The sequence below is a fragment of the Xylophilus sp. genome (genome assembly GCA_009914555.1).
In the GTDB taxonomy this organism is placed as follows: Bacteria; Pseudomonadota; Gammaproteobacteria; order Burkholderiales; family Burkholderiaceae_C; genus WNDY01.
In genome coordinates this window covers 1-21111 of the sequence record WNDY01000022.1, presented here as the reverse complement: position 1 = coordinate 21111, position 21111 = coordinate 1, and the positions used below count along the sequence as shown (strand labels likewise).

16 protein-coding genes, 3 pseudogenes and 1 riboswitch are annotated in these 21111 nt (G+C 70.8%); of the genes and pseudogenes, 13 read left to right on the top strand and 6 right to left on the bottom strand.

Features of this window, described 5'->3' with window-relative positions; translation table 11 throughout:
* The first annotated feature begins 11 nt into the window (after positions 1-11).
* Together lpxC and GAK38_RS11560 are read left to right on the top strand one after the other, a co-directional pair.
* Positions 12-935, top strand: a complete 924-nt coding sequence (gene lpxC, locus GAK38_RS11565) for a UDP-3-O-acyl-N-acetylglucosamine deacetylase (RefSeq protein WP_325344245.1) — start codon at positions 12-14, stop codon at positions 933-935.
* Positions 936-939: 4 nt separating this feature from the next.
* On the top strand, positions 940-1116 hold the full coding sequence (locus GAK38_RS11560) for a hypothetical protein (RefSeq protein ID WP_325344243.1): 177 nt from the start codon (positions 940-942) through the stop codon (positions 1114-1116).
* Here GAK38_RS11560 and GAK38_RS11555 read toward each other — a convergent pair.
* Positions 1113-1742: a hypothetical protein gene (locus tag GAK38_RS11555; protein ID WP_325344242.1), complete on the bottom strand. Its 630-nt coding sequence runs from the start codon at positions 1740-1742 to the stop codon at positions 1113-1115. The genes GAK38_RS11560 and GAK38_RS11555 overlap by 4 nt on opposite strands.
* A gap of 308 nt (positions 1743-2050) precedes the next feature.
* A riboswitch (TPP riboswitch) is annotated at positions 2051-2175 on the top strand.
* A gap of 134 nt (positions 2176-2309) precedes the next feature.
* On the opposite strand from GAK38_RS11555, the gene thiC reads away from it, so the two are divergent.
* Positions 2310-4199 (top strand): phosphomethylpyrimidine synthase ThiC, encoded by a 1890-nt coding sequence (gene thiC / locus GAK38_RS11550; RefSeq protein ID WP_325344240.1) that lies wholly within the window; start codon positions 2310-2312, stop codon positions 4197-4199.
* A 65-nt stretch (positions 4200-4264) separates the two neighbouring features.
* Here thiC and ruvC read toward each other — a convergent pair whose 3' ends face one another.
* The 3 genes and pseudogenes from ruvC to GAK38_RS11535 form a co-directional block, all read right to left on the bottom strand.
* Complete coding sequence (gene ruvC / locus GAK38_RS11545) at positions 4265-4813, bottom strand: crossover junction endodeoxyribonuclease RuvC (protein ID WP_325344238.1); 549 nt, start codon at positions 4811-4813, stop codon at positions 4265-4267.
* 8 nt (positions 4814-4821) lie between these two features.
* A complete protein-coding gene (locus GAK38_RS11540; RefSeq protein WP_325344312.1) occupies positions 4822-5448 on the bottom strand; it encodes a riboflavin synthase in 627 nt (208 codons plus the stop codon).
* Positions 5449-5631: 183 nt separating this feature from the next.
* Positions 5632-6189: pseudogene (locus tag GAK38_RS11535) on the bottom strand (RibD family protein); the annotation flags it as partial.
* A gap of 338 nt (positions 6190-6527) precedes the next feature.
* Here GAK38_RS11535 and GAK38_RS11530 point away from each other — a divergent pair.
* The 10 genes and pseudogenes from GAK38_RS11530 (at position 6528) to GAK38_RS11490 (ending at position 20246) form a co-directional block, all read left to right on the top strand.
* Positions 6528-9911 (top strand): beta strand repeat-containing protein, encoded by a 3384-nt coding sequence (locus tag GAK38_RS11530; RefSeq protein ID WP_325344236.1) that lies wholly within the window; start codon positions 6528-6530, stop codon positions 9909-9911.
* Positions 9908-10228, top strand: coding sequence for a hypothetical protein (locus tag GAK38_RS11525; protein ID WP_325344234.1), 321 nt, complete (start codon positions 9908-9910; stop codon positions 10226-10228). The genes GAK38_RS11530 and GAK38_RS11525 overlap by 4 nt, the downstream gene beginning before the upstream one ends.
* Before the next feature lie 34 nt (positions 10229-10262).
* Positions 10263-10781, top strand: a complete 519-nt coding sequence (pal, locus tag GAK38_RS11520) for a peptidoglycan-associated lipoprotein Pal (protein ID WP_325344233.1) — start codon at positions 10263-10265, stop codon at positions 10779-10781.
* Positions 10782-10952: 171 nt separating this feature from the next.
* Entirely contained in the window at positions 10953-12104 is a 1152-nt protein-coding gene (locus GAK38_RS11515; RefSeq protein ID WP_325344231.1) for a hypothetical protein, read from the top strand.
* A complete protein-coding gene (locus GAK38_RS11510; RefSeq protein ID WP_325344230.1) occupies positions 12086-14050 on the top strand; it encodes a glutamate ligase domain-containing protein in 1965 nt (654 codons plus the stop codon). Before GAK38_RS11515 ends, GAK38_RS11510 begins: the two co-directional genes overlap by 19 nt.
* 157 nt (positions 14051-14207) lie before the next feature.
* Positions 14208-15701: pseudogene (locus GAK38_RS11505) on the top strand (peptidase domain-containing ABC transporter); the annotation flags it as partial.
* Positions 15681-16007 carry an AAA family ATPase gene (locus GAK38_RS23930; protein WP_443089201.1) on the top strand — a complete coding sequence of 109 codons (327 nt, stop codon included), beginning with the start codon at positions 15681-15683 and terminating at the stop codon, positions 16005-16007. The pseudogene GAK38_RS11505 and the gene GAK38_RS23930, both read left to right, overlap by 21 nt.
* Positions 16000-17370, top strand: a complete 1371-nt coding sequence (locus GAK38_RS11500; RefSeq protein ID WP_325344228.1) for an HlyD family type I secretion periplasmic adaptor subunit — start codon at positions 16000-16002, stop codon at positions 17368-17370. The genes GAK38_RS23930 and GAK38_RS11500 overlap by 8 nt, the downstream gene beginning before the upstream one ends.
* A 68-nt stretch (positions 17371-17438) precedes the next feature.
* Positions 17439-18899, top strand: coding sequence for a TolC family protein (locus tag GAK38_RS11495; RefSeq protein ID WP_325344226.1), 1461 nt, complete (start codon positions 17439-17441; stop codon positions 18897-18899).
* Positions 18900-19076: 177 nt separating this feature from the next.
* Positions 19077-20246 (top strand): hypothetical protein, encoded by a 1170-nt coding sequence (locus tag GAK38_RS11490; protein WP_325344224.1) that lies wholly within the window; start codon positions 19077-19079, stop codon positions 20244-20246.
* 33 nt (positions 20247-20279) lie between these two features.
* Here GAK38_RS11490 and GAK38_RS11485 read toward each other — a convergent pair.
* Positions 20280-20741: pseudogene (locus GAK38_RS11485) on the bottom strand (helix-turn-helix domain-containing protein); the annotation flags it as partial.
* Between the two features lie 25 nt (positions 20742-20766).
* The coding region (locus tag GAK38_RS11480) for a DDE-type integrase/transposase/recombinase (protein ID WP_325344222.1) at positions 20767-21111 on the bottom strand (345 nt) is incomplete at its 5' end.

Genomic DNA, 21111 nt, shown 5'->3' with positions numbered 1-21111 from the left:
AAAATCCGACGATGCTCCAGCAACGCACGATCAAGACCCTGACCCGCGCCGTCGGCGTGGGGCTGCACAGCGGCCAGCGGGTCGAACTGACGTTGCGGCCGGCCCAGCCGGACACCGGCATCGTGTTCCGCCGGGTCGACCTGCCGGAGCCGGTGGACATCCCGGTCGCCGCCGACGCGATCACCGACACGCGCATGGCCTCCACCATCGGCCGCAACGGCGCGAAGGTGCACACCATCGAGCACCTGATGTCGGCCTGCGCGGGGCTCGGCATCGACAACCTCTACATCGACATCACCGCCGAAGAGGTGCCGATTCTCGACGGCTCCTCCGCCTCGTTCGTGTTCCTGCTGCAAAGCGCCGGCATCGAGCTGCAGAACGCGCCCAAGCGCTTCATCGAGGTGGTGCGCCCGGTGGAGGTGCGCGAAGGCGAGGGCACCCACGCCAAGTGGGCGCGGCTGGATCCGTACCACGGCTACAAGCTGCGCTTCGAGATCGACTTCGCCCATCCGGCAGTGGACTTGACCGGCCAGAGCTTCGAATTCGACTTCGGCGCCGGCAACTACACGCGCGACATCGCCCGCGCCCGCACCTTCGGCTTCACGCGCGACGTCGAGGCCCTGCGCTCGAACGGCCTGGCGCTCGGCGGCGGGCTCGACAACGCCATCGTCATGGACGACTACAAGGTGCTCAACAGCGACGGGCTGCGCTACGACGACGAGTTCGTCAAGCACAAGATCCTCGACGCCATTGGCGACCTCTACGTCATCGGCAAGCCGCTGCTCGCGGCCTACAGCGCCTACCGCTCGGGCCACGACATGAACAACCGTCTGCTGCGCGCGCTGCTGGCCCAGCCGGACGCCTGGCGCATTGCCATCTTCGACGACGAGCGCCGGGCGCCCGCCGGCTTCGCGCGGCTCGCGCGGGCCTGGTAGCCCAATGCTGCTGTTCCGCGCGCTCGTCTTCTTCCTGCTGTTTTTCTCGGCCGTGTGCTTCGCGTTCTACGCGGCCACCGGGCGGCCGCGCTACAGGCGCTGGGGCCTGGTCGTGCTCAAGTGGACGGTGATTGCGGCGCTCGTTTTCTTCGGCGTGCTCATCCTGGAGCGCGTCGCCTAGCCTGCATCGTCGACGCCGAGGAGCACGTCCGCGACCTCGTCCGCGAACCGGTAGCGCGCTGCGCCGATCCGCACGATGTCCGTGCCGCCGGGATCGCGGCGCGCCGCGGGCATGCCGTGGTCGCGCAGGGCGCGGGCGCAGCCGGCCCAGTCGCCGCCCTCCACCAGCACGTTGAGCGACGCCCACGACAGGCTGCCGCAGGCGTTGTCGCCGAAACCGTGCAGCGTGCGCCAGTCCGCGCCGCGCTCCAGCAGGAAGCGGGCGAGTGCGGCGTCGCGGGCCTTGCCGGCGGCGCCGTACAGCGCCGAGAGCCGCTCGGTGAACGACGGCGCTTCCAGCGAGGCCGGCGGCCAGCGGCTGCCGATCGACTGGTCGGGCGACGCGCCCGCGCCCAGCAGGAAGCGGGCGCAGTCGCGCAGGCGTTCGCGAAAGCCCGGCAGCGTGAGCAGCCCCGAATGGGTCACCGCCTCCAGCGGCGGCAGATGCAGCGGCCCGCCTGCGCGGTGCACCCAGCCCGGGTCGCGCGCGGTGGCCTGGCGAAGGGCTGTTTCGTCGCCCACGGCGCAGGCCAGGTAGGCGTCGCCCTCGGCAAGCGCAGGGTTCTCGGCCAGCATCCGGGCAGCCACGGCGGGCCGGTGGGCGTCGTTGCCACCAGCGTCTGCACCGCGGCAGGTTCGCCGCGGCGGTAGTCGACCAGGAGTGCCTTGGCCAGCTTCTTCGGGTGGCCGATGTCGGGCCGAGGGGGAATGCGCTTCATGAAAACCTCCGTGCATGAGAGGCCGATGACCCGCAACGTCGGCAGCACAAAGGCGTGAATCGATCGGTGATGAAGGCAAGTGGGTTCGACCCTTCCCGCGGGCCCGGGGGCGTCTTGCACGCCAGCGCGATCATAAGCGCCGCAAGGGCCGGGGCGCGCAGGGGGATGGATATACTGGCCGCTGCTCCGGGGTGCCTTTGCGCTGAGATGCGGACGGCCTGAAATCCTTCTTTCAGGCCGCCTGCGGACCCGACGAACTTGATCCGGTTAATACCGGCGGAAGAAGAGCCGAACCTGTTTCCCGCTTGCGCGGGCGCCGCGCGCGCCTGCGATGGGCGGGAGTCCGTCCACACCAGTGCGTGGGCGGCGCGGGGCCATCCGGAGCAAACACACCTGCTTGTCGTTTGCGACATCCACCGGAAGGAGATACCCTCTCATGAACGCCCCCGACACCCCCGCGGCCCAGGCCGCGAAGTTCGCCGAACTGCTGGCCCAGGCGCGCCAGCCGTTCCCCGCCTCGCGCAAGGTCTACGACCACGGCACGCTGCACGCCGGCCTGCGCGTGCCGCTGCGCGAGATCGCGCTGACCAATGGCGAGACCGTCAGCGTCTACGACACCTCCGGCCCGTATACCGACCCGGCCGCGCGGATCGACGTGCGCCGCGGGCTGGCGCCCGTGCGCGACGGCTGGGTTGCCGCGCGCGGCGACACCGAGACTTATGAAGGCCGTCCGCCGGTCGCGCTCGACGACGGCGGCCACAACGATGGAAGCAGCCAGCGCCTGGCCCAGCTGCGCGCCGACGCCGCCGGCCTCCAGCGCACGCCGCGCCGCGCCAAGTCCGGCGCCAACGTCACCCAGATGCACTACGCGCGCCGCGGCATCGTCACGCCCGAGATGGAATACGTCGCCATCCGCGAGAACGGACGCCGCGCATGGGCCCGGGAGTACCTGTCCAATGCGGGCCGGGAAAGCCGGCTGGCGGGCCATACCCTTGGGGCCATCATGCCGCAGATCATCATGCCCGAGTTCGTGCGCGACGAGGTCGCGCGCGGCCGGGCGATCATCCCGGCCAACATCAACCACCCCGAAGTCGAGCCGATGGCCATCGGGCGCAACTTCAAGGTCAAGATCAATGCCAACATCGGCAACTCGGCCGTCACCTCGGGCATCGACGAGGAGGTCGAGAAGCTCGTCTGGGCGATCCGCTGGGGCGCCGACAACGTGATGGACCTCTCCACCGGCCGCCACATCCACACCACGCGCGACTGGATCGTGCGCAACAGCCCGGTGCCGATCGGCACCGTGCCGATCTACCAAGCGCTGGAGAAGGTCGGCGGCGTGGCCGAGGACCTGACCTGGGATATCTTCCGCGACACCCTCATCGAGCAGGCCGAGCAGGGCGTGGACTACTTCACCATCCATGCCGGCGTGCGGCTCGCGTTCATCCAGCTCACGGCCAACCGCCGCACCGGCATCGTCTCGCGCGGCGGCTCGATCATGGCCAAGTGGTGCATGGCGCACCACCGCGAGAGCTTCCTTTACGAGCACTTCGAGGACATCTGCGACATCATGAAGCAGTACGACGTGTCGTTCAGCCTCGGCGACGGCCTGCGCCCCGGCGCCGGCGCCGACGCCAATGACGAGGCCCAGTTCGCCGAACTGCGCACGCTCGGGGAATTGACCCAGGTCGCCTGGAAGCACGACGTGCAGACCATGATCGAAGGCCCGGGCCATGTGCCGATGCACCTGATCCAGGCCAACATGGCCGAGCAGATCAAGCACTGCCACGAGGCGCCGTTCTACACGCTCGGGCCGCTCACGATCGACATCGCACCGGGCTACGACCACATCGCGAGCGCGATCGGCGCCGCGATGATCGGCTGGTTCGGCACCGCGATGCTCTGCTACGTCACGCCCAAGGAGCACCTGGGGCTGCCGGACCGCGACGACGTCAAGCAGGGAATCATCGCGTACAGGATCGCGGCCCACGCCGCCGACGTGGCCAAGGGCCATGCGGGCGCCCGCGCGCGCGACGACGCGATCAGCCAGGCGCGCTTCGACTTCCGCTGGGAGGACCAGTTCAACCTGGGCCTCGACCCCGACACGGCGCGCGCATACCACGACGAGACGCTGCCCAAGGAGGCGGCCAAGGTGGCGCACTTCTGCTCGATGTGCGGGCCGAAGTTCTGTTCGATGAAGATCACGCAGGAGGTGCGCGCCTTTGCCGCGGAATCGGCCGCGCGCGAGCAGGGCATGCAGGAGAAGGCGCTGGAGTTCCGGCGCGGCGGCGGCGAGTTCTACGTGCCGGTGCCGACGTCGCCGTGATGGTGGGGGTATAGGCCGGTAGCGCTCTCTGGAAAAGCGTTGTGGTGGTATACCCCCCCATCGGCCTAAAGTGCCCGGCCGCCGCGCAGCATCGCATGCTGGCGCCGCGCCAGCGGCGTGGCCTGCGCGATCTGCGCGAGCGTGTGGCCCGCGTGCGCATGGGTGATGGCGATGCCCAGCGCATCGGCGGCGTCGGGTCCGGGCGTGCCGGGCAGCTGCAGCAGCCGCTGGACCATCTCCTGCACCTGGGGCTTGGCCGCGCGGCCGTGGCCGGCCACGGCGCGCTTCATCTGCACGGCGGTGTATTCGGCCACCGGCAGCTCGGCCGACACCAGCGCGGTGATGCAGGCGCCGCGCGCCTGCCCCAGCAGCAGCGTGGACTGCGGGTTCACGTTGACGAAGATGATCTCGACCGCGCTGCTGTCGGGCTGGTAGCGCCCGGCCACCTCGCGCACGCCGTCGTAGAGGATCTTGATGCGACCGGGCAGGTCGCCGAGCGCGAGCCGGGTCGTGCGGATCGTGCCGCTGGCTACGTAGCGCAGGTGCGGCCCGTCGCAGTCCACCACGCCGAAGCCGGTGGTCTGCAGGCCGGGGTCGATGCCGAGGATGCGCACCCGCTGCCTCAGGCTGCGGGTCGGTAATTCAGGATGCGCTCGCAGTAGCGGGCGATCACGTCGATCTCCAGATTGACCTTGGAGCCGACCTTCAGGGTGCCCAGCGCGGTGTTCTGCACCGTGTGCGGAATCAGGTTGATGCTGGCCTCGCTGCCCGCGGCGCCGTCGGCCACGGCGTTGACCGTGAGGCTCACGCCGTTGACGGTGATCGAGCCCTTGTAGACCAGGTAGCGGCCGATGGCCGGCGGCGCCAGCACGCGCAGTTCCCAACTCTCGCCCACCTGCGCGAAGTGCGTGACGGTGCCGATGCCGTCCACGTGGCCCGAGACGATGTGGCCGCCCAGGCGGTCGGCCGCGCGCAGCGCCTTCTCCAGGTTGACCGGGCCGGGCTCGGCCAGGCCGGCGGTCTTGTCGAGCGACTCGGCGGAGATGTCCAGGTGGAAGCGGCGCGCCGCCGCGTCGAAGGTGGTGACCGTCATGCAGGCGCCGTTGAGCGCGATGCTGTCGCCCTGGCCCACGTCGTCGAGGTAGCCCGCGGGCGCCTCCACGGTGAGCCGCTTGCCGTGCTGTGCGGTGGCGCCGAGATCGTCGATGGCGACGATGCGGCCCACGCCGGTGATGATGCCTGTGAACATCGGCGGATTATCGCCAGCAGCCGGCCGTGCCGCCGGCCCGTCGGACGAATGCCCGTGCACCGGCAGCACCCGCGCGCGGATGCGCAGGTCGGCCCCGACCGAATCGATGGCGATGTACTCCAGGGGTATGGCCTGGTCCAGCGCGGATAGCGCCGGCAGCAGGCCCATACCCCTGCCAGGACCGACCAGCTTGGGCGCCATGTAGAGGAGCAGTTCGTCGACCAGCCCGGCTTGCAGCAGCGCGCCGTTGAGCCGCTCGCCGGCTTCCACGTGCAGCGTGCGCACGCCCCGCGCGGCCAGGTCGCCCAGCACGGCGGGAAGGTCCACGCCGCCGTCCGGCGCGGGCAGGCGCGCGATGTGTGCGCCACGCCCGTTCAGCGCCGCCGCCGCGGATCCGGACGGCGCCGCCGCATAGAAGCGCACGGCGCGGCCGGCCACCGAGAACAGCCGGGCATCTGGCGGCGTGCGCAGCCGGCTGTCCACCACGGCCAGGTCCGGCAGCCGGGCGCCGGCCGGCGCCAGCCGCACGTCGAGCAGCGGATCGTCCTGCAGCACCGTGCCCACGCCCGTCAGCACCGCATCGGCCTGCGCCCGCCAGGCGTGGCCGTCGGCCCGCGCGGCCGCGCCCGTGATCCATTGGCTGCGCCCGTCCTCCAGCGCCGTGCGGCCGTCGGCCGAAGCGGCCACCTTCAGGCGGACCCAGGGGCGGCGGGGCCGGGCGGAGAGAGAAGCAGGCGTCATTGCAAAGAACCACGGAGGGCGGGAGCGAAGCGGTCGCGGCCGATTATCGGGCGGCAAAACCAAGGGTTAACCCTGTTCTTGTTTCCGGCCATGTTCCCCGTGCGGTCCCCGGCGTTACGTAACGGACATTGTTCCCGGAACGTCCCGAGAGCGCCGGCGTCCGCTTCCGAAAACGAATAAACCCTTGTGGATCAACGGCTTGGCTGGGCTGTGCGGACGGGCTGCGACCGGTTGCGGCCGCTGGCACGTTCGTTGCCCCCTGGAAGTCGCCAACGCGCACGCGCCCCGTCCGGGCAGGGCGCAGCCACCCCAGATTTTCTACTTTCCAAGAGGCCGCCATGACGACGATCCAGCCTTCTGCTTCTTCCAGCGCCGCAGCCGACAGCGGTTCCGTGACACCGGTGGTGCTGGCCCAGGCCAGCCCCGCGGTCCCCATTTCGCCCGTGACACCGGCCGCACCGCTGGGCACGCTGTCCAACGCCACGGCCGGCGTGCAGATCATTCACGACGGCGTGGCGCTGCCGGTGCAGGGGCCGCAGGCATTGCAGATCGGCGACCGGGTGATCGTGCCCGAAGGCGGCAGCGCGGCAGTCGTCTTTCCGGGCTCGTCGGCCAATCAGGCGCCGCTGGCCGGCACCTTCTCGGGCGGCACCGACGCGACCATCGGCGCGACCCACCTGCCGGGGGGCCTGCAGCAGGTCACCGTCGACGTGGCCGCGGGCGACCTGACCGTCACGGCGAACGACGACGCGGCCGAGGCCGCGGCGCTGCTGGTGAAGAAGAAGGTTCCGGCTGCCGGCGGCGGTTTCGGCCTGGGCGAATTCGCCCTGGTCGGCCTGGGCGGGCTGGCGCTCGGCGCGGCCCTCAAGGACGACCACGACCATAACGACGACAACAACAATGGCAGCGGCCAGAACCCTCCCGGCGGCGGTAATGATCAGAACCCGCCCGATGACGGCGACGCCGATGCCGACGCCGATGCGGATGCGGATGCGGATGCGGATGCCGATGCCGATGCCGATGCCGATGCCGATGCCGATGCCGATGCCGACGGCGTCGGCCTGGTCGACGTCGTCCAGGATGTCCTCGGCAACCTGAGCAACCAAACGGCCGTCGCGCCGCTGACCGACCTCATCAACAACCTGGTCGATCCGCAGGGCGGCACGCTGGCGGGCGTCACCTCGGCCCTGAACGACCTGACCAACACCGAAGGCGGCGCCCTCGGCCCGCTGACCGAACTGGTCAACGGCCTGGTCAACACGCACAACGAGAACCTCGAACCGCTGATCACCGCACTCAACGGCATCCTGCAGGGGGTCAACTCCGATGGCAGCCTGGCCAGCGACCTGCTGGGCAGTGGCGGCATCGTCGATGACCTGCTGGGCTCAGCCGGCCTGGGCGGCCTGCTCGGTGGTCTGCTGGGAGACGGCAGCGATGGCGGCTCGGGCACCGGCTTGGTCACCACGGTGCAGGATGCCCTGGCCGGCGTGACCGACCACACTGCCGTGGCGCCGCTGACCGACCTGATCAACAGCCTGGTGGACCCGAACACCGGCACGGCCGCCGGCATCACCGATGCGCTGGAGCGGCTGACTGCCAGCGGCGGCGGCCTCGAAGCCCTCAACCAGCTGGGCGAAGGGCTGACCACAGCCGACAACGCGGCCCTGGCGCCGCTGACCGATGCGCTCAACGACATCCTGCAGGGCGTCTCGGGCAACCAGGGCACGCCGCTGGGCGACGTGGTCTCCGGCCTCGTGGGCGGCGACGGTGCGCTGGCCGACCTGCTCGGCGAAGGCGGCGTGGCTGGCCTGCTGGGCGGTCTGCTGCACGAGCCGGGCACGCACGCCGATACCGACACCGGCCTGATCACCACGGTGCAGGACGCCCTGGCCGCCGTCACCGACGACACCGCGCTGGCGCCGCTCACCGACCTGGTCGACACTCTGCTCGACCCGACCGACGGCACGCTGTTTACCCTCACCGGCGTCCTGGAAAACCTGACCTCCACCGACGGCGGCCTGTCGGCCCTCAACGACCTGGTGTCCAGCCTGGTGGGCTCCGACGATGCCGCCCTTGCTCCCGTGACCGGTGCCCTCAACGACCTGCTGACCGGCCTGACCGGCAGCCCTGCCAGCCCGGTCGGGACTGTGGTCGACAACCTGCTGGGCAGCGGCGGCGCGCTGTCCGACCTGCTGGCCGGCCTGAGCGGCGACGGCTCCAGCACGCCGGCTTCCGGTACCGATTCGCTGCTGTCGCCGGCCGATGGCCTGGTCGACCATGTGGCCGTTGCCGCCAGCGGCGTGCCGGTGGTGGACGACGTCGCCGGCAGCGTGCTGGATCCGGTGGCCGGGCTGGTCGACGGCGTGACCGGCACAGCCGACAGCCTGCTGAGCCCGCTGCTCGGCAGCAGCTTCACCGCCGACAGCCCGAACCAGCTCGACCCGGTGGACAACCTGGTCAGCGGCGTCACCGACACGGCCGGCAGCGTGCTGGCCCCGGTGGTGGACGGCCTGCTGGGCAGCGGCGCCACGGCCAGTCTGCTCGACCCGGTCGCCACCCAGGTGGACTACCTGACCGATGGTGTGTCCCACCTCGCCGGCAGCCTGCTGGACGGCCTGCAGCCCGGAGCCGATCCTGGGACCAGCGGCGCCGCACTGCTCGATCCGACCGCGGACGCTGTCGGCCAGCTCGCCTCGGACCTCGACAGCGGCGTGCTCGGCGGCCTGGGCCTGGGCGACGCGCTGGAGTCGGTCGCCGACCTGAGCAGCGACCTGACCGATACCGTCAGCGGTCTGGTGAGCCCGCTGGTCGGCAGCGACTTCGCGGCCGACAGCCCGAACCCGCTCGATCCGGTGGACGATCTGGTCTCCGACGTGACCAGCACCATCGGCGATGCATTGGCCCCGGTCGCCGACGGCCTGCTGGGCACCGGCGGCACGGCGGCCCTGGTGGACACGGTGAACACGCAGGTCGACTACGCCACCGATGCGGTCAACCATCTGCTCGGCGGCGTGGCCGGCACCGACGGCGCGAGCGATCTGCTCAGCGGCCTGTTGGATGGTGTGGCCGGAGATAGCGGTTCCGGAGACCTGGTCAGCACGGTCACCGGCGACAGCAGCACCGGCGCCGGCGATGCGCTGAGCACACTGCTGGGCGACGACAGCCTGGTCGGCAGCGTACTGGACACGGTGACCGGTGGCACCGCGACGGGTTCGGACGATCTGCTGGGCAGTGTGCTCGGCGACGGCGGCGCCGTTAGCGACCTCGTCAGCACGGTCACCGGCGACAGCAGCACCGGCTCCGGCGATGCACTGAGCACACTGCTGGGCGACGACAGCCTGGTCGACAGCGTGGTGAGTACGGTGACCAGCGCCACCGCGACGGGGTCGGGCGACCTGCTGGGCAGCGTGCTCGGCGACGGCGGCGCCGTTGGCGACCTCGTCAGCACGGTCACCGGCGACAGCGGCACCGGCTCCGGCGATGCGCTGAGCACACTGCTGGGCGACGACAGCCTGGTCGGCAGCGTGGTGAGTACGTACGGTGACCAGCGCCACCGCGACGGGGTCGGGCGACCTGCTGGGCAGCGTGCTCGGCGACGGCGGCGCCGTTGGCGACCTCGTCAGCACGGTCACCGGCGACAGCGGCACCGGCTCCGGCGATGCGCTGAGCACACTGCTGGGCGACGACAGCCTGGTCGGCAGCGTGGTGAGTACGTACGGTGACCAGCGCCACCGCGACGGGGTCGGGCGACCTGCTGGGCAGCGTGCTCGGCGACGGCGGCGCCGTTGGCGACCTCGTCAGCACGGTCACCGGCGACAGCGGCACCGGCTCCGGCGATGCGCTGAGCACACTGCTGGGCGACGACAGCCTGGTCGGCAGCGTGGTGAGTACGGTGACCGACGCCACCTCGGGCACCGGTGTCTTGGGGAGCCTGGCCGACACCATCGACAGCGTCGTGTCCCCGGTGACCAGCCAGCCGAGCGGCAGCGCACTGGCATCCGTCGGCAACCTGCTCAGCGGCCTGCTGCACCACGGCTGATCGCTTGGCAACCATGGCACAGGAGGAACACACCATGCAACGCCCCCCATGCACGACGATGGCCCTGGCGCTCGCCGCGGCCTTGCTGGCCGCAGGCTGCAGCACGCAGCAACCGCGCGCCGGCGTGGACGAGAAGGCCTATTACTACTCCAGCCGCACGACCGCTCCGGCCCCGGCCGTGGTGCGGCGGGGGGAGCCCCCGCCCGTGGCTGCCGTGCCTGCACCCACGCAGCGCGTCGTGTACTTCGACTATGACCGCTACGACGTCAAGCCCGAGTACCGCGGCGTGGTCCAGGCCCATGCCGACTACCTGCGCGGCGACCCCCGCCGCAGCGTGGTGCTGCAGGGCCACACTGACGAGCGCGGCGGCACCGAATACAACCTCGCGCTCGGCCAGCGCCGCGCCGAGGCGGTGCGGCGCTCGCTGCTGCTGCTCGGCGTGTCCGACGCGCAGGTCGAGGCGATCAGCTACGGCAAAGAAAAACCGGCGTCGACCGAGCACTCGGAAAGAGGCTGGCAGCGCAACCGGCGCGTCGAATTCGATTACCGATAGAGACCAACCCTCCCCCCAGCGGCTGCGCCGCTGCCCCTTCTCTCGCTTTGCGGGAAGGGGGCGACGGCAGCGCGGCGGGGCGGCCCCTTGCGCGGCGTCCGCTGGCCTGGGCCGTTGATGAAACGAAGGACCATGCGCATCCCGACCGCTGACGAACTACAGAGAGACACCGTGTACACGTTCGCCGACCAGCTCGAAGCCTGCCTGGACCGCGTGCTCACGCATTGCACGGGACTGCCGGCCCCGCATCCGGCTTTCGTGCTGTTCTTCTCCGTGAGCGACGGCCGCCGCCGCGCCCATGTGCTGCATGCGCGCGCGGCCACGCTGGAGGATGCCTGGCGCGACGGCGCCGCGCGCGCGGCCGCCTGGGCCGCGCAGAACGCGCCGGGCCGGGCCTGGCTGCGGGTGGACTGGGTCGACGCGGTCGATACCGTCGGCTGGAAGGCCTTCAACGACGGGCTGGCCCAGGTCAAGCGCAACTACTTCCGCGGCGGCATCGCGCTGGACGATGCCTTCGACGTTGCCTTCCTCGAACAGGAGATCAACGCCAACGCCATGCTCTATGGCGGCGCCCAGGTGTCGCATGCCGTGGTCAACGCGCACAACTTCGCGGTCTACAGCCAGGCGCGCTTCGGCACGGCGCTGCGGCCGGACCTCGCGCCCGACCGTCGGGTGCACCTGTTCACCACCGGCGCGGTGTTCTGCGGCGAGGACGGCGTGGTGCACGACATCGCCGGCCGCGGCTTCGACGCCGGCCGCCGCGTGGTCGAGCGGCTCGACCAGCATGCGGTCCATGCGCTGGTGGACAGCGGCGCGCGTTTCCTCGCGCGGCAGGTGCAGCCGGGCGGACGCTTCGTCTACGGCTACTTCCCGTGCTTCGACCGGCCGATCCCCACCTACAACACGCTGCGCCACGCCAGTTCGACCTATGCCCTGGTCGAGGCCTGGGAGCTGACCGGCGGCGACGCCCTGCGCCAGGCGATCGAGACCTCGCTGGCCTACCTGGCCGGCTCGCTGATCCGCCACTACACGCTGCCCGACGGCCGCCGCGCCGCCTTCCTGGTCGACACGGGCGAGGAGATCAAGCTGGGCGGCAACGCCGTCTGCCTGCTGGCCTTCGTGAAGTACAGCGAGGTCACCGGCAGCCGCGACTGGCTGCCGCTGCTGGAGGAACTGGCCACCGGCATCGCCTGGCTCCAGGATCCGGCCACCGGCCGCCTGACCCACGTGCTCAACGCCGGCGACCTGTCGGTGAAGGAGCCCTTTCGCATCATCTACTACGACGGCGAGGCGGCCTTCGGCTCATGCGCCTCTACGGCCTGACCCGGGACGGGCGCTGGCTGGCGGTGGTGGAGAAGGCGTTCGACCACTTCATCGCGCAGGAGCACTGGCAGGCGCACGACCACTGGATGGGCTACTGCGTGGACGAACTCACGCGCTGGCGGCCGCTGGAGAAGTATTTTCGCTTCGGCATCCGCAACGTCGCCGGCCACCTGGACTTCGTACTCGGCCGCAAGACCACCTTCCCCACGCTGCTGGAGCTGATGCTCGCCGCGCAGCAGATGGTGGAGCGGCTGCAGGGCATGGACGAACTGCGCCACCTGCTGGACGAACTGGACCTGGAGAAGTTCCACCGCGCGCTGCACGCGCGGGCGCACTACCTGCTCAACGGCTACTTCTGGCCCGAGATGGCGATGTACTTCCGCTCGCCGGCGGCCATCGTGGGCTCGTTCTTCATCCGCCATCATTCCTTCCGCGTGCGCATCGACGACGTGGAGCACTACCTCTCGGGCTTCGTGGCCTACCACCGGCTGCTGGCCGCGGCGGCCGGCGGGCAGCCGGGGGCGCGGGGCGCACGCTCGTCGGTGGGCGGTCCGCCGCCGGTCCATTTCTGGACGGCCGAGCGGGTGGCGCTGGCCACCGGAGGCGAATGGGTCGTGCCGCCGCCCGCGGGCTGGCGCGCCGCCGGCATCGCGCCGTCGGCCAACCACTTCCGCCGTGGCCGCATGCTGCTCGCGCGGCGCGGCGCCACGCCCGGCGCGGCGCCTGGCGGCCTGTCGCCGCTGGCGCTGCGCGGCAACCTGCAGCAGGCTGCGGCCGTGGTCTGCACCGAGCCGCTGCCGCATTTGGAGCGCGGCGGCCCGGTGCTGCGGGTGGCCGACGCGGCCCAGGCCGTGATGCAGCTCGGCCGCCATGCGCGATCCGCATACCGGGGGGAGGTCCTCGCCGTGGCGGGCCCTGCGGGCCGGACCTGCGTGGCTGGCATGCTGGTCGATGCCCTGAGCGCCTGGGGACCGGTCGGCTTGCCGGAATCCGCCGCCGGCCGGCCGCAGGGCCTGGCCTGGAACATGACCTGCATGCCGCAGTCCGCGCCCTGGTGGGTGATCGAGGTGCCGATGTCGCGGCCGGCGGCCCAGGCGCGTCTGGCGCGGCCCACCGTCACGCTCGTGGCCTGCAGCGCGGCGCAGGAGGGCGAGGACGTCGGCGCGCTGATCGAGCGGCAGATGGCGGTCTTCGGCAGCATGGCGCCCGGCGGGCATGTGCTCCTGCCGCGCGACCTGCCGGCTTTCGAGGGCTTGGCCGCCCTGGCGCGCGACGACGGCCAGCGGGTGCTGAGCTTCGGCATCCAACCCGACGCCGACCTGCGGCTGCTGGATTTTCGGCACGGCGACCTGCGCGCCGAGGTGCTGGGCGTGGAACTGCGCTTCCATGTCGATGCGCCGGGCACCCATGCGGCGCTGGACGCCCTGGCCGCGCTGGCCGCCGTCTCGGCGCTGCGCCTGCCGCTGCTGCCGGCGGTGGAGCGCATCGCCCGCCACGCGCCGGCCGCCGGCCGCGGCCTGGCCCACATCGTCCCGCTGGGCGCGGGCGGCGGCACGCTGCGGCTGATCGACGAGTCCACCAGCGCCAGCCCGGCGTCGGTCAAGGCGGCCCTGGAGATGCTGGGCCGGCTGCCGTGCCGCCCCGAGCAGCGCGTGGCCATCCTCGGCGACATGCAGCGCCCGGGCGCGGTCGCCCAGCAGGCCCACCTGGCGCTGGAGGCCGACCTGCTGGCCTCGCGGCCCGACCGGGTGCTGCTCTGCGGCCCGCTGATGCGCGCGCTGCACCGGCGCATCGACGGCCGGGTGCAGTCGTGGTGGTTCCCGGAGGTGCAGGGCCTGTTCGATGCGCTCGGCAGCGCGTTGCGGGCCAACGACTGGGTGCTGCTCAAGAGCTCCGCCGCCACCGGGCTCGGCCGCGTGGCCAAGGTGCTGAAAGGGCTGGCATGACGGGGCGCGGCGGCCATGGACAAATCCTTCTTGCCGCTCTGCCATGGTCTGGACACAATGGTTTACATAGTTCGCCGCCGTTCCTGAGGATATCTTCCATGCCCTGCTGCCTGCCGCACGTTGGAGCCCCTGCGCCCGTCCTCCGGGGGCCGGCCGCATGATCCGCTTTTTGCTGCCGCGCCAGCTCGTCGCGCAGGCCGCGCCCGATCCGGCCTGCGGCGCCTTCGGCCATGCGCTCGGCGATGCCTTCCGCGACGCCTGGCCCGCGCTGGTGCGCGCGGCCTGGTGGTCGGTGCCGATCAGCTTCTGCGGCCTGCTGCCCTCGATCTTCGTCCACCAGGTCTACGACCGGGTGATCGCGCGCGGCGGGCTGTCCACCCTGGCCGCGCTGGTGGCCGGCGTGTTCGGCTTCCTGGTGCTGGAGTTCTGGCTGCGCAAGAAGCGCGCGCGCTCGCTGCGAGACGCCGGCGCCACCATCGACCACGGCGTCTCGCGCGCGCTGCTCGGCTCCATGCTGCGCCGGCCGCTGCGCGCGCTGGAGGCGCGGCCGGCGTCGGTCTGGTTCCTTCTGTTCCGCGACGTGGGCTCGGTGCGCGGCACCATCAGCGGCGGGCTGCTGGGCTCGGTGTTCGACCTGCCGATGACGCTGTTCGCGCTGACCATCATCGGCATCCTCGCGCTGCCGGTGCTGCCGGTGGTGATCGTCTTCCTCTGCGTGCTGGCGGTGCTGGCCTGGTGGGGGGCCGACGAGGTGCGCGCCGGCAAGGTCGAGGCAACGGCCCGCGCGCGCGACGTGGACCGGCTCACCTCCGAGATCTGCCGCGCCCGCGAGACGCTGCGCACCCTGGGCCACGACGCGCCGGTGGTGCGGATGTGGCAGCGCACTTACGACCACTGGCTGGCCGAGAGCTTCCGCAAGAACGGCGAGATCGAGACGGCCAAGGAAGGCACGACGGTGCTGCTGACCGTGTTCTCGGTCATCACCGTCACCGTGGGCGCGATCGTCGTGACCCGGCAGTGGATGAGCATCGGCAGCCTGATCGCAGTCAACATGCTGTCGTTCAAGGTGCTGTCGCCGGTGGCCGGGCTCGCGTCCAACTGGCGCTCGCTGGCCCGCGCATCCGAGGCGGCCGAGCGGCTGGAGAAAGTGCTCGGCGAGCCGGTGGACAAGCCGCCCACCGGCGTGGAGCTGCCGCGCCCGCGCGGCCAGCTGCGCCTGCACGACGTGAGCTTTCGCTTCACGCCCGACGGCCCGCCGGTGCTCGACCACGTCGATCTGGAGATCGGCCCGGCCGGCCTGCATGCCATCGTCGGCCGCAACGGTGCCGGCAAGTCCACGCTGGCCCGGCTGGTCGCCGGTCTCTATCCGCCGGACAGCGGCCGCGTGAGCCTGGACGAATACGACATCGCTCAGTTCGCGCACGAGGAGCGGGTGCAGTAAATCAGCAGCCTGTCGCAGGAGGTCTACTGGTTCAGCGGCCCGCTGATCGAGTCGCTGCGCCGCGCCGCGCCCGGCCAGGGCGACGCGCAGATCGTCGCGGCCTGCCGCCTGTCGGGCGCGCACGAATTCATCTCGCGCCTGCCGCGCGGCTACCAGACCGAGGTGGGCGAGGGCGGCACGGGCCTGTCGGTGGGCGAGCGGCGCAAGCTCGCGCTGGCCCAGCTGTTCCTGCGCAAGCCGGCGGTGCTGATTCTCGACGAACCGAGCAACGACCTCGACTTCCAGAGCGAGACTGCGCTGATCGCAGCGCTCTCGGCCGTGGCGCGCACCCGCACCGTCATCGTCGTCACCCATTCGCTGCGGCTGGTGTCGGTGGCCGCGCAGATCTACCACGTGACCGGCACCGGCGCGGTGGAGCAGGAGCCGCCCGCGACGATGGTGCCGCGCCTCTTCGGCGTGAAGCCCGCCGTGCCCGCCGCGGCCAGCCCGCAGGAGGAGGAGCCCCAGCATGCGTGACGACGCGCGCCGCCACGCGACCTCGGCCGACCGGGCGGACCTGCCCGAGGTGCTGCGCCGCCAGGCCGAGGGCGACGATGGCGATGGCCCGCCGCCGCAGGCAGCGCGGCGGCGCCGCCTGCACTGGCAGTGGCTGGTCTGGGGCGCGCTCGGCGTGCTGGCGCTGATCGGCCTGGGCTATCCGGTCGAGACCGTGGTCGTCTCGCCGGGCAAGGTCATCCCGTCCGACCGGGTCAAGCCGGTGCAGCACCTGGAAGGCGGCATCGTGCGGGCCGTGCGGGTCCGGGAAGGCCAGAAGGTGCATGCCGGCCAGCCGCTGGTCGAGATCGACCTGGGCGGCATGGGCCTGAACCTGGAGGAGGTCAGCGCCCGCTTCGCCGCGATCAGCGCCACGCGCGTGCGGCTGCTGGCCGAAAGCCAGGGCAGGCCGCTGTCCCGCGCCGCCTTCGCCAGGGATATCGACCCGGCCGTCTACGAGGCCGAGACCGGTGCCTTCGCCGCCCGCACGCTGGAGCAGCGCGGCGTGATCGCCGGCGCAGCCTCGCAGCTGGAGCAGGCGCGCAGCAGGCTGCTGGCGCAGCAGGCGCGCATCGCCGGTTTGCAGGAGCGGCTGGCGCTGTACGAGCGCGACCTGCAGATCTCCGACCAGCTGCTGCGCGAGAAGCTCATCGGCCAGCTGGAAGTGCTGGACAAGCGCCGCCAGCTCGAAGCCACGCGCAGCGACCTGGCCGTCGCCCGGCAGGGCGTGGTCTCGGCCCAGGGCGCCATCGTCGAGGCCCAGGCCCGGCTGGCCGAGGCCGAGGGCCGCTTCCGCCGCCGCGCGTCGGACGAACTGGCCAGCGTGGAGCGCGAACTCGCCAGCGTCGGCGAGGACCTGGGCCGCGCCAGGAGCCAGCGCTCGCGCACCGTGGTCCAGGCCACGTCCGACGGCATCGTCAAGGGCCTGCGCAACCCGAGCCCGGGCTGGGTGGTCAAGCCCGGCGAATCGATCATGGAGATCGTGCCGGACGAGGACCGCATCATGGTCGAGGCCCGCCTGAGCCCGAACGACCGCGGCTTCGTCGCCGTCGGCCAGAAGGCGCGCGTGAAGATCACCGCCTACGACCCGATGCGCTACGGCGCGGTCGACGGCGAAGTGCGGCTGGTCGCCGCCGATGCCGACTACGACAGCACCGTGCCGGGCGCGCCGCCGTACTTCCGCCTGCTGGTCAGCACCACCCAGGGCCACGTGGGGCCCGAGGCCAACCGCATCACCGCCGGCATGGAGGCCGAGATCGACCTCATCGTCGGCCGCGACCCGTTCATCTGGTACCTGCTGCGGCCGGTCATCAAGACGCAGAAAGAGGCGTTCCGCGAACCATGAAAAGGGAAAGGGGGTATATGTTCGGAGCGGGCGGTTTGCAGGCGATGGGGGCAATTGCATGGGGGAGTATGTGTGCTTCGATGGCGCTGGCTGCGCTGCTGCCGCCGCCGGCGGCCGCCGCTGAAGACGACGACGTGCCGGCGCCCGCGCTGCATGCGGCCGGGCAGATCGAGCTGCGCTCCATCGGCCGCGTGCGCGCGTCCGAGCGCATCAAGCTCGCGCTGCTGGCGCTCGCCCAGGACCATCCCGACGTGCAGGCAGCCCGCGCGGCGGCCGAGAGCAGCGGCTTCGATCTGGAGGCCGCGCAGCGGGCCCGCTATCCGCGCTTCAAGGTCGGCACCTCTGCCGGCAGCTCCAGCGGGGCCGGCAGCGGCGCCGCCGGCTACACGGCCTTGACCGCCGAGGCGCGCATGAGCGTGATCGACGGCGGCTTCATGGGCGCGCGCATCGCCGCCGCCGAGCAGCAGAGCGCGGCCCAGGGCGAGGCGCTGAAGACCGCGTCGCAGCAGGCGGTGCTCGACGCGCTGACGGCCTACCTGCAGGTGCAGCGCTTCGCGCTCAAGGCCGAGATCTCGCAGCGCTCCGGCGCGGTGCTCGACGAACTGGCGCGCGTGGAGCAGCGCCGCGTCGACCTTGGGGCCACCGGCCAGAGCGACCTGCGCATGGCGGCCTCGCGCCGCGCCAGCGCCCAGGCGCGGCAGCAGGAATTCGCCTCGCAGCAGGCCGACGCACTGGCGAAGTTCGAAAGCTACTTTCGCTTCGCGCCCGAGCCGCAGAGCCTGCCGGCGCTGGTGTTGCCGCCGTATTGGGACATCCCTTCGCAGGCCGAGGCCCTGCGCACCGCCGAGGCCGCCAGCACCGAACTGCAGGAGGCCGACCGCCAGATCGCCCGCGCCCAGGCCGTCGTGCGCCAGCAGGAGGCCGCGCGCTGGCCCACCGTGGACGCGGTGCTGTCCAAGACGCGCGACCCGCAGGGCATCCTCTACCGCGAGGCGACGCGCGCCGGCGTGGAGCTGAACTGGAACTTCGGCAACGGCTTCGACCTGCAGACCCGCATCCAGCAGGCCCTGGCCGACGTGGCCAGCTTCGAGGCCAAGCGCGAGACGGTGCGCCGCAGCCTGATCGAGACAACCAGCGCCACCTGGGGCCGCAGCCAGGCCGGCCGCGAACGCGAGCGCGCGCTGCGCGAGGCCGTGGGCGAGGCGGCCGCCGCGTTCCAGGGCCGCCGGCGCCTGCTCGACTTCGGCCGCGAGACGCTGCTCAACGTGCTCGACGCCCAGGTCGAATACTTCACGCTGCTGCTGGACTATGTGGACGCGCTGTTCGACCAGCGCACCAACGAGTTCCGGCTGGCGCGCACCGCCGGGCGGCTGTGGGTGGACCCGCAGGCCGACCTTGGCTGGGTCGATGCGCTCTTCGGCGGCCCCGGCGAGGTGCTGCCGGGCGAGGCGCTGGGCATCGGCGGCGAAGCGTCGCAGGCCGAGCAGCCGCTGGTGCTGCGGCCAGCACTTTTGCTGCACGCCATCTGAGGGTTGGATGGCCTCTGCGATGCCGCGTGAGGCTGCGGGAATGCAGTGGAGGCCCCCTTCCGCGCAGGCTCGCAGCGATACTTCATATGCGGTACAAAGGTTTACAGGTGTATCGCCGGTCGTCTGCCTTTCCTAGAATGCGCTCCGACTCTCCCAATCCTGCGAAAGGGTGGCGGCATGTACACGATCAATGGCAGTCCCGTGACGTTCAACATCACTGCTTTCGAGGCGCTGTGCCAGGAGGAAAACATCACTTGGTGGCGCAGCAGTCTCAACTCCCTGCGCAAGCTGCTGCAGCGCAAGGTCCCTGCGACCAGTGCCGAGATCGAGGTCGAGATCGGTAAGATTCCGGTGGACAAGCGCAAGAAGTACAAGGACGCCCTGCGCTACGTGACATTCTGCTGGCCCAACATGATCGATGCCGCGTCGCTCAACGTGGTTGCCGACGGCAAGCTGTCCGACCGCATGACGTTCAAGGAGTACTACGGCACGATGGATCCGGCGACGGACTTCGTGGACCTGCAGTACGGCATCAGCGACGCGCGAAAGCTGCCGCCGTACATGCTCGATGCCGGCCGTGTGCGCTTCGCCGACGACTTCAACAATTCATCCCACCTCGGCACCGGCTTGGCCTTCGGCCGGCAGTGGAACGGCACTGGCGTGCTGGGCGCGACGCGTTCGGACGTGCGCTCGATGTTCCGCAAGGGCAATACCGGCGAGCGCCAGAATCTGGGCATCGGTGCCGACACGCGACAGATCTACGCCAACTCGATGCTCGGTTCACGCTACAGCCCCGAACTCAGCCTGGCCGCGAGTTCCAAGACCGTGCGTCTCGATGCGCACAAGTCACTTGCCCAGATGCGCAAGCAGCATGCCAAGGATGCCGACAAGCACCACTTACTGCATGCCCAGTTCGTGAAGTCGGTCCGCCGGGCCTGCAAGGGCGGCATCGCGATGGTGGCGTCGCATCCGGCCTACGTGACGGTGGAAGCTAAGGTCCATTTTGTTCTCGACGGGCTGGGCGATCTGGGCGCCATGGCGCGCAAGGACACGCTCGATAACGAGCGCACCTACGTGGCGATCACCTCGTCCGAGCTCGCTTTCTGCTGCCGGTACTGGGACGATCCGGAGTTCCCGCTGAGCGATGTCGTCAAGTTCTACGTCAACGGCAACCGCGTCCAGCCCCCTTGGGAGGCGGACTACACCCTGGCCGATGCGAGCGGCAAGGACGTCTATTCGAACCAGGAGGCTTGGCTGCGCTACCGGCTGTTCCGCAAGCATCTGTCATCGCACAAGCCATTCCCCAAGATGACCGGCAGCACGGATCTGGACGAATTCACCGACTAGCAGCGCAGGCGCCGGCCAAGCGCCGTGCTGCAGCTAGGTTTGTGGCACGCGCGGCTCGCCCTCGCTGATCTGGTACTTGCGCATCTTCTCCCACAGCACCTTGCGGCTGATGCCCAGCTGCTGGGCCGTGTCCTGGCGGCGCCAGTCGTTGGCCTCCAGCGCATGGATGATGCGGTTGCGCTCCTCGCCGTCCCAGCGGCGGCGGTCGGGGGCCGCCCCATCGCCGCCCCGGTCCACGTCGGCGGGTGTGAGCGCGCCGGCCACCGCGCCGCCGCGCATCGCGGCCAGCGCGCGCTGGATCAGCGGCGGATCCCAGCGGCCGGTCTGCTGCACTACCACGCCCACGCGCTCGGCCAGGTTGCGCAGCTGGCGCACGTTGCCGGGGAAGTACATCTCCGACACCGCGTGCGTGAGCCAGTACGGCAGCGGATCGAGCGCCGCCATGCGCTCGCCGAGGATGCCTGCCAGCACCGACTTGAAGATGGCGATCTGATCTTGCCCCTGATTTACGGACACCTATCTAAGCGACATTGGCCAGCTCGTACTGCTCTGGGCTGAGGTAGCCCAGGGTCGAGTGCAGCCGGATCCGATTGTAGTCAAACACATGAGCCTTGGCCTGCTCCCGTGTGGCGAGGTGTTCACCATGGATGGCCTCGACCTTCAGACTGTGGTTCCAACTCTCCATTGCTGCGTTGTCGTAGCAGTTGCCTCTGGCACTCATGCTGGCGATCAAAGCGTATTGCTCCAACAGGGCGCGGTGCTCGCGCGAGCAGTATTGGCTACCACGGTCAGTATGCACGATCACTCCCCGAGGCCGATTGCGAGCAAACAGCGCCATGCGCAGCGCGTCGCAAACCAGCGTAGC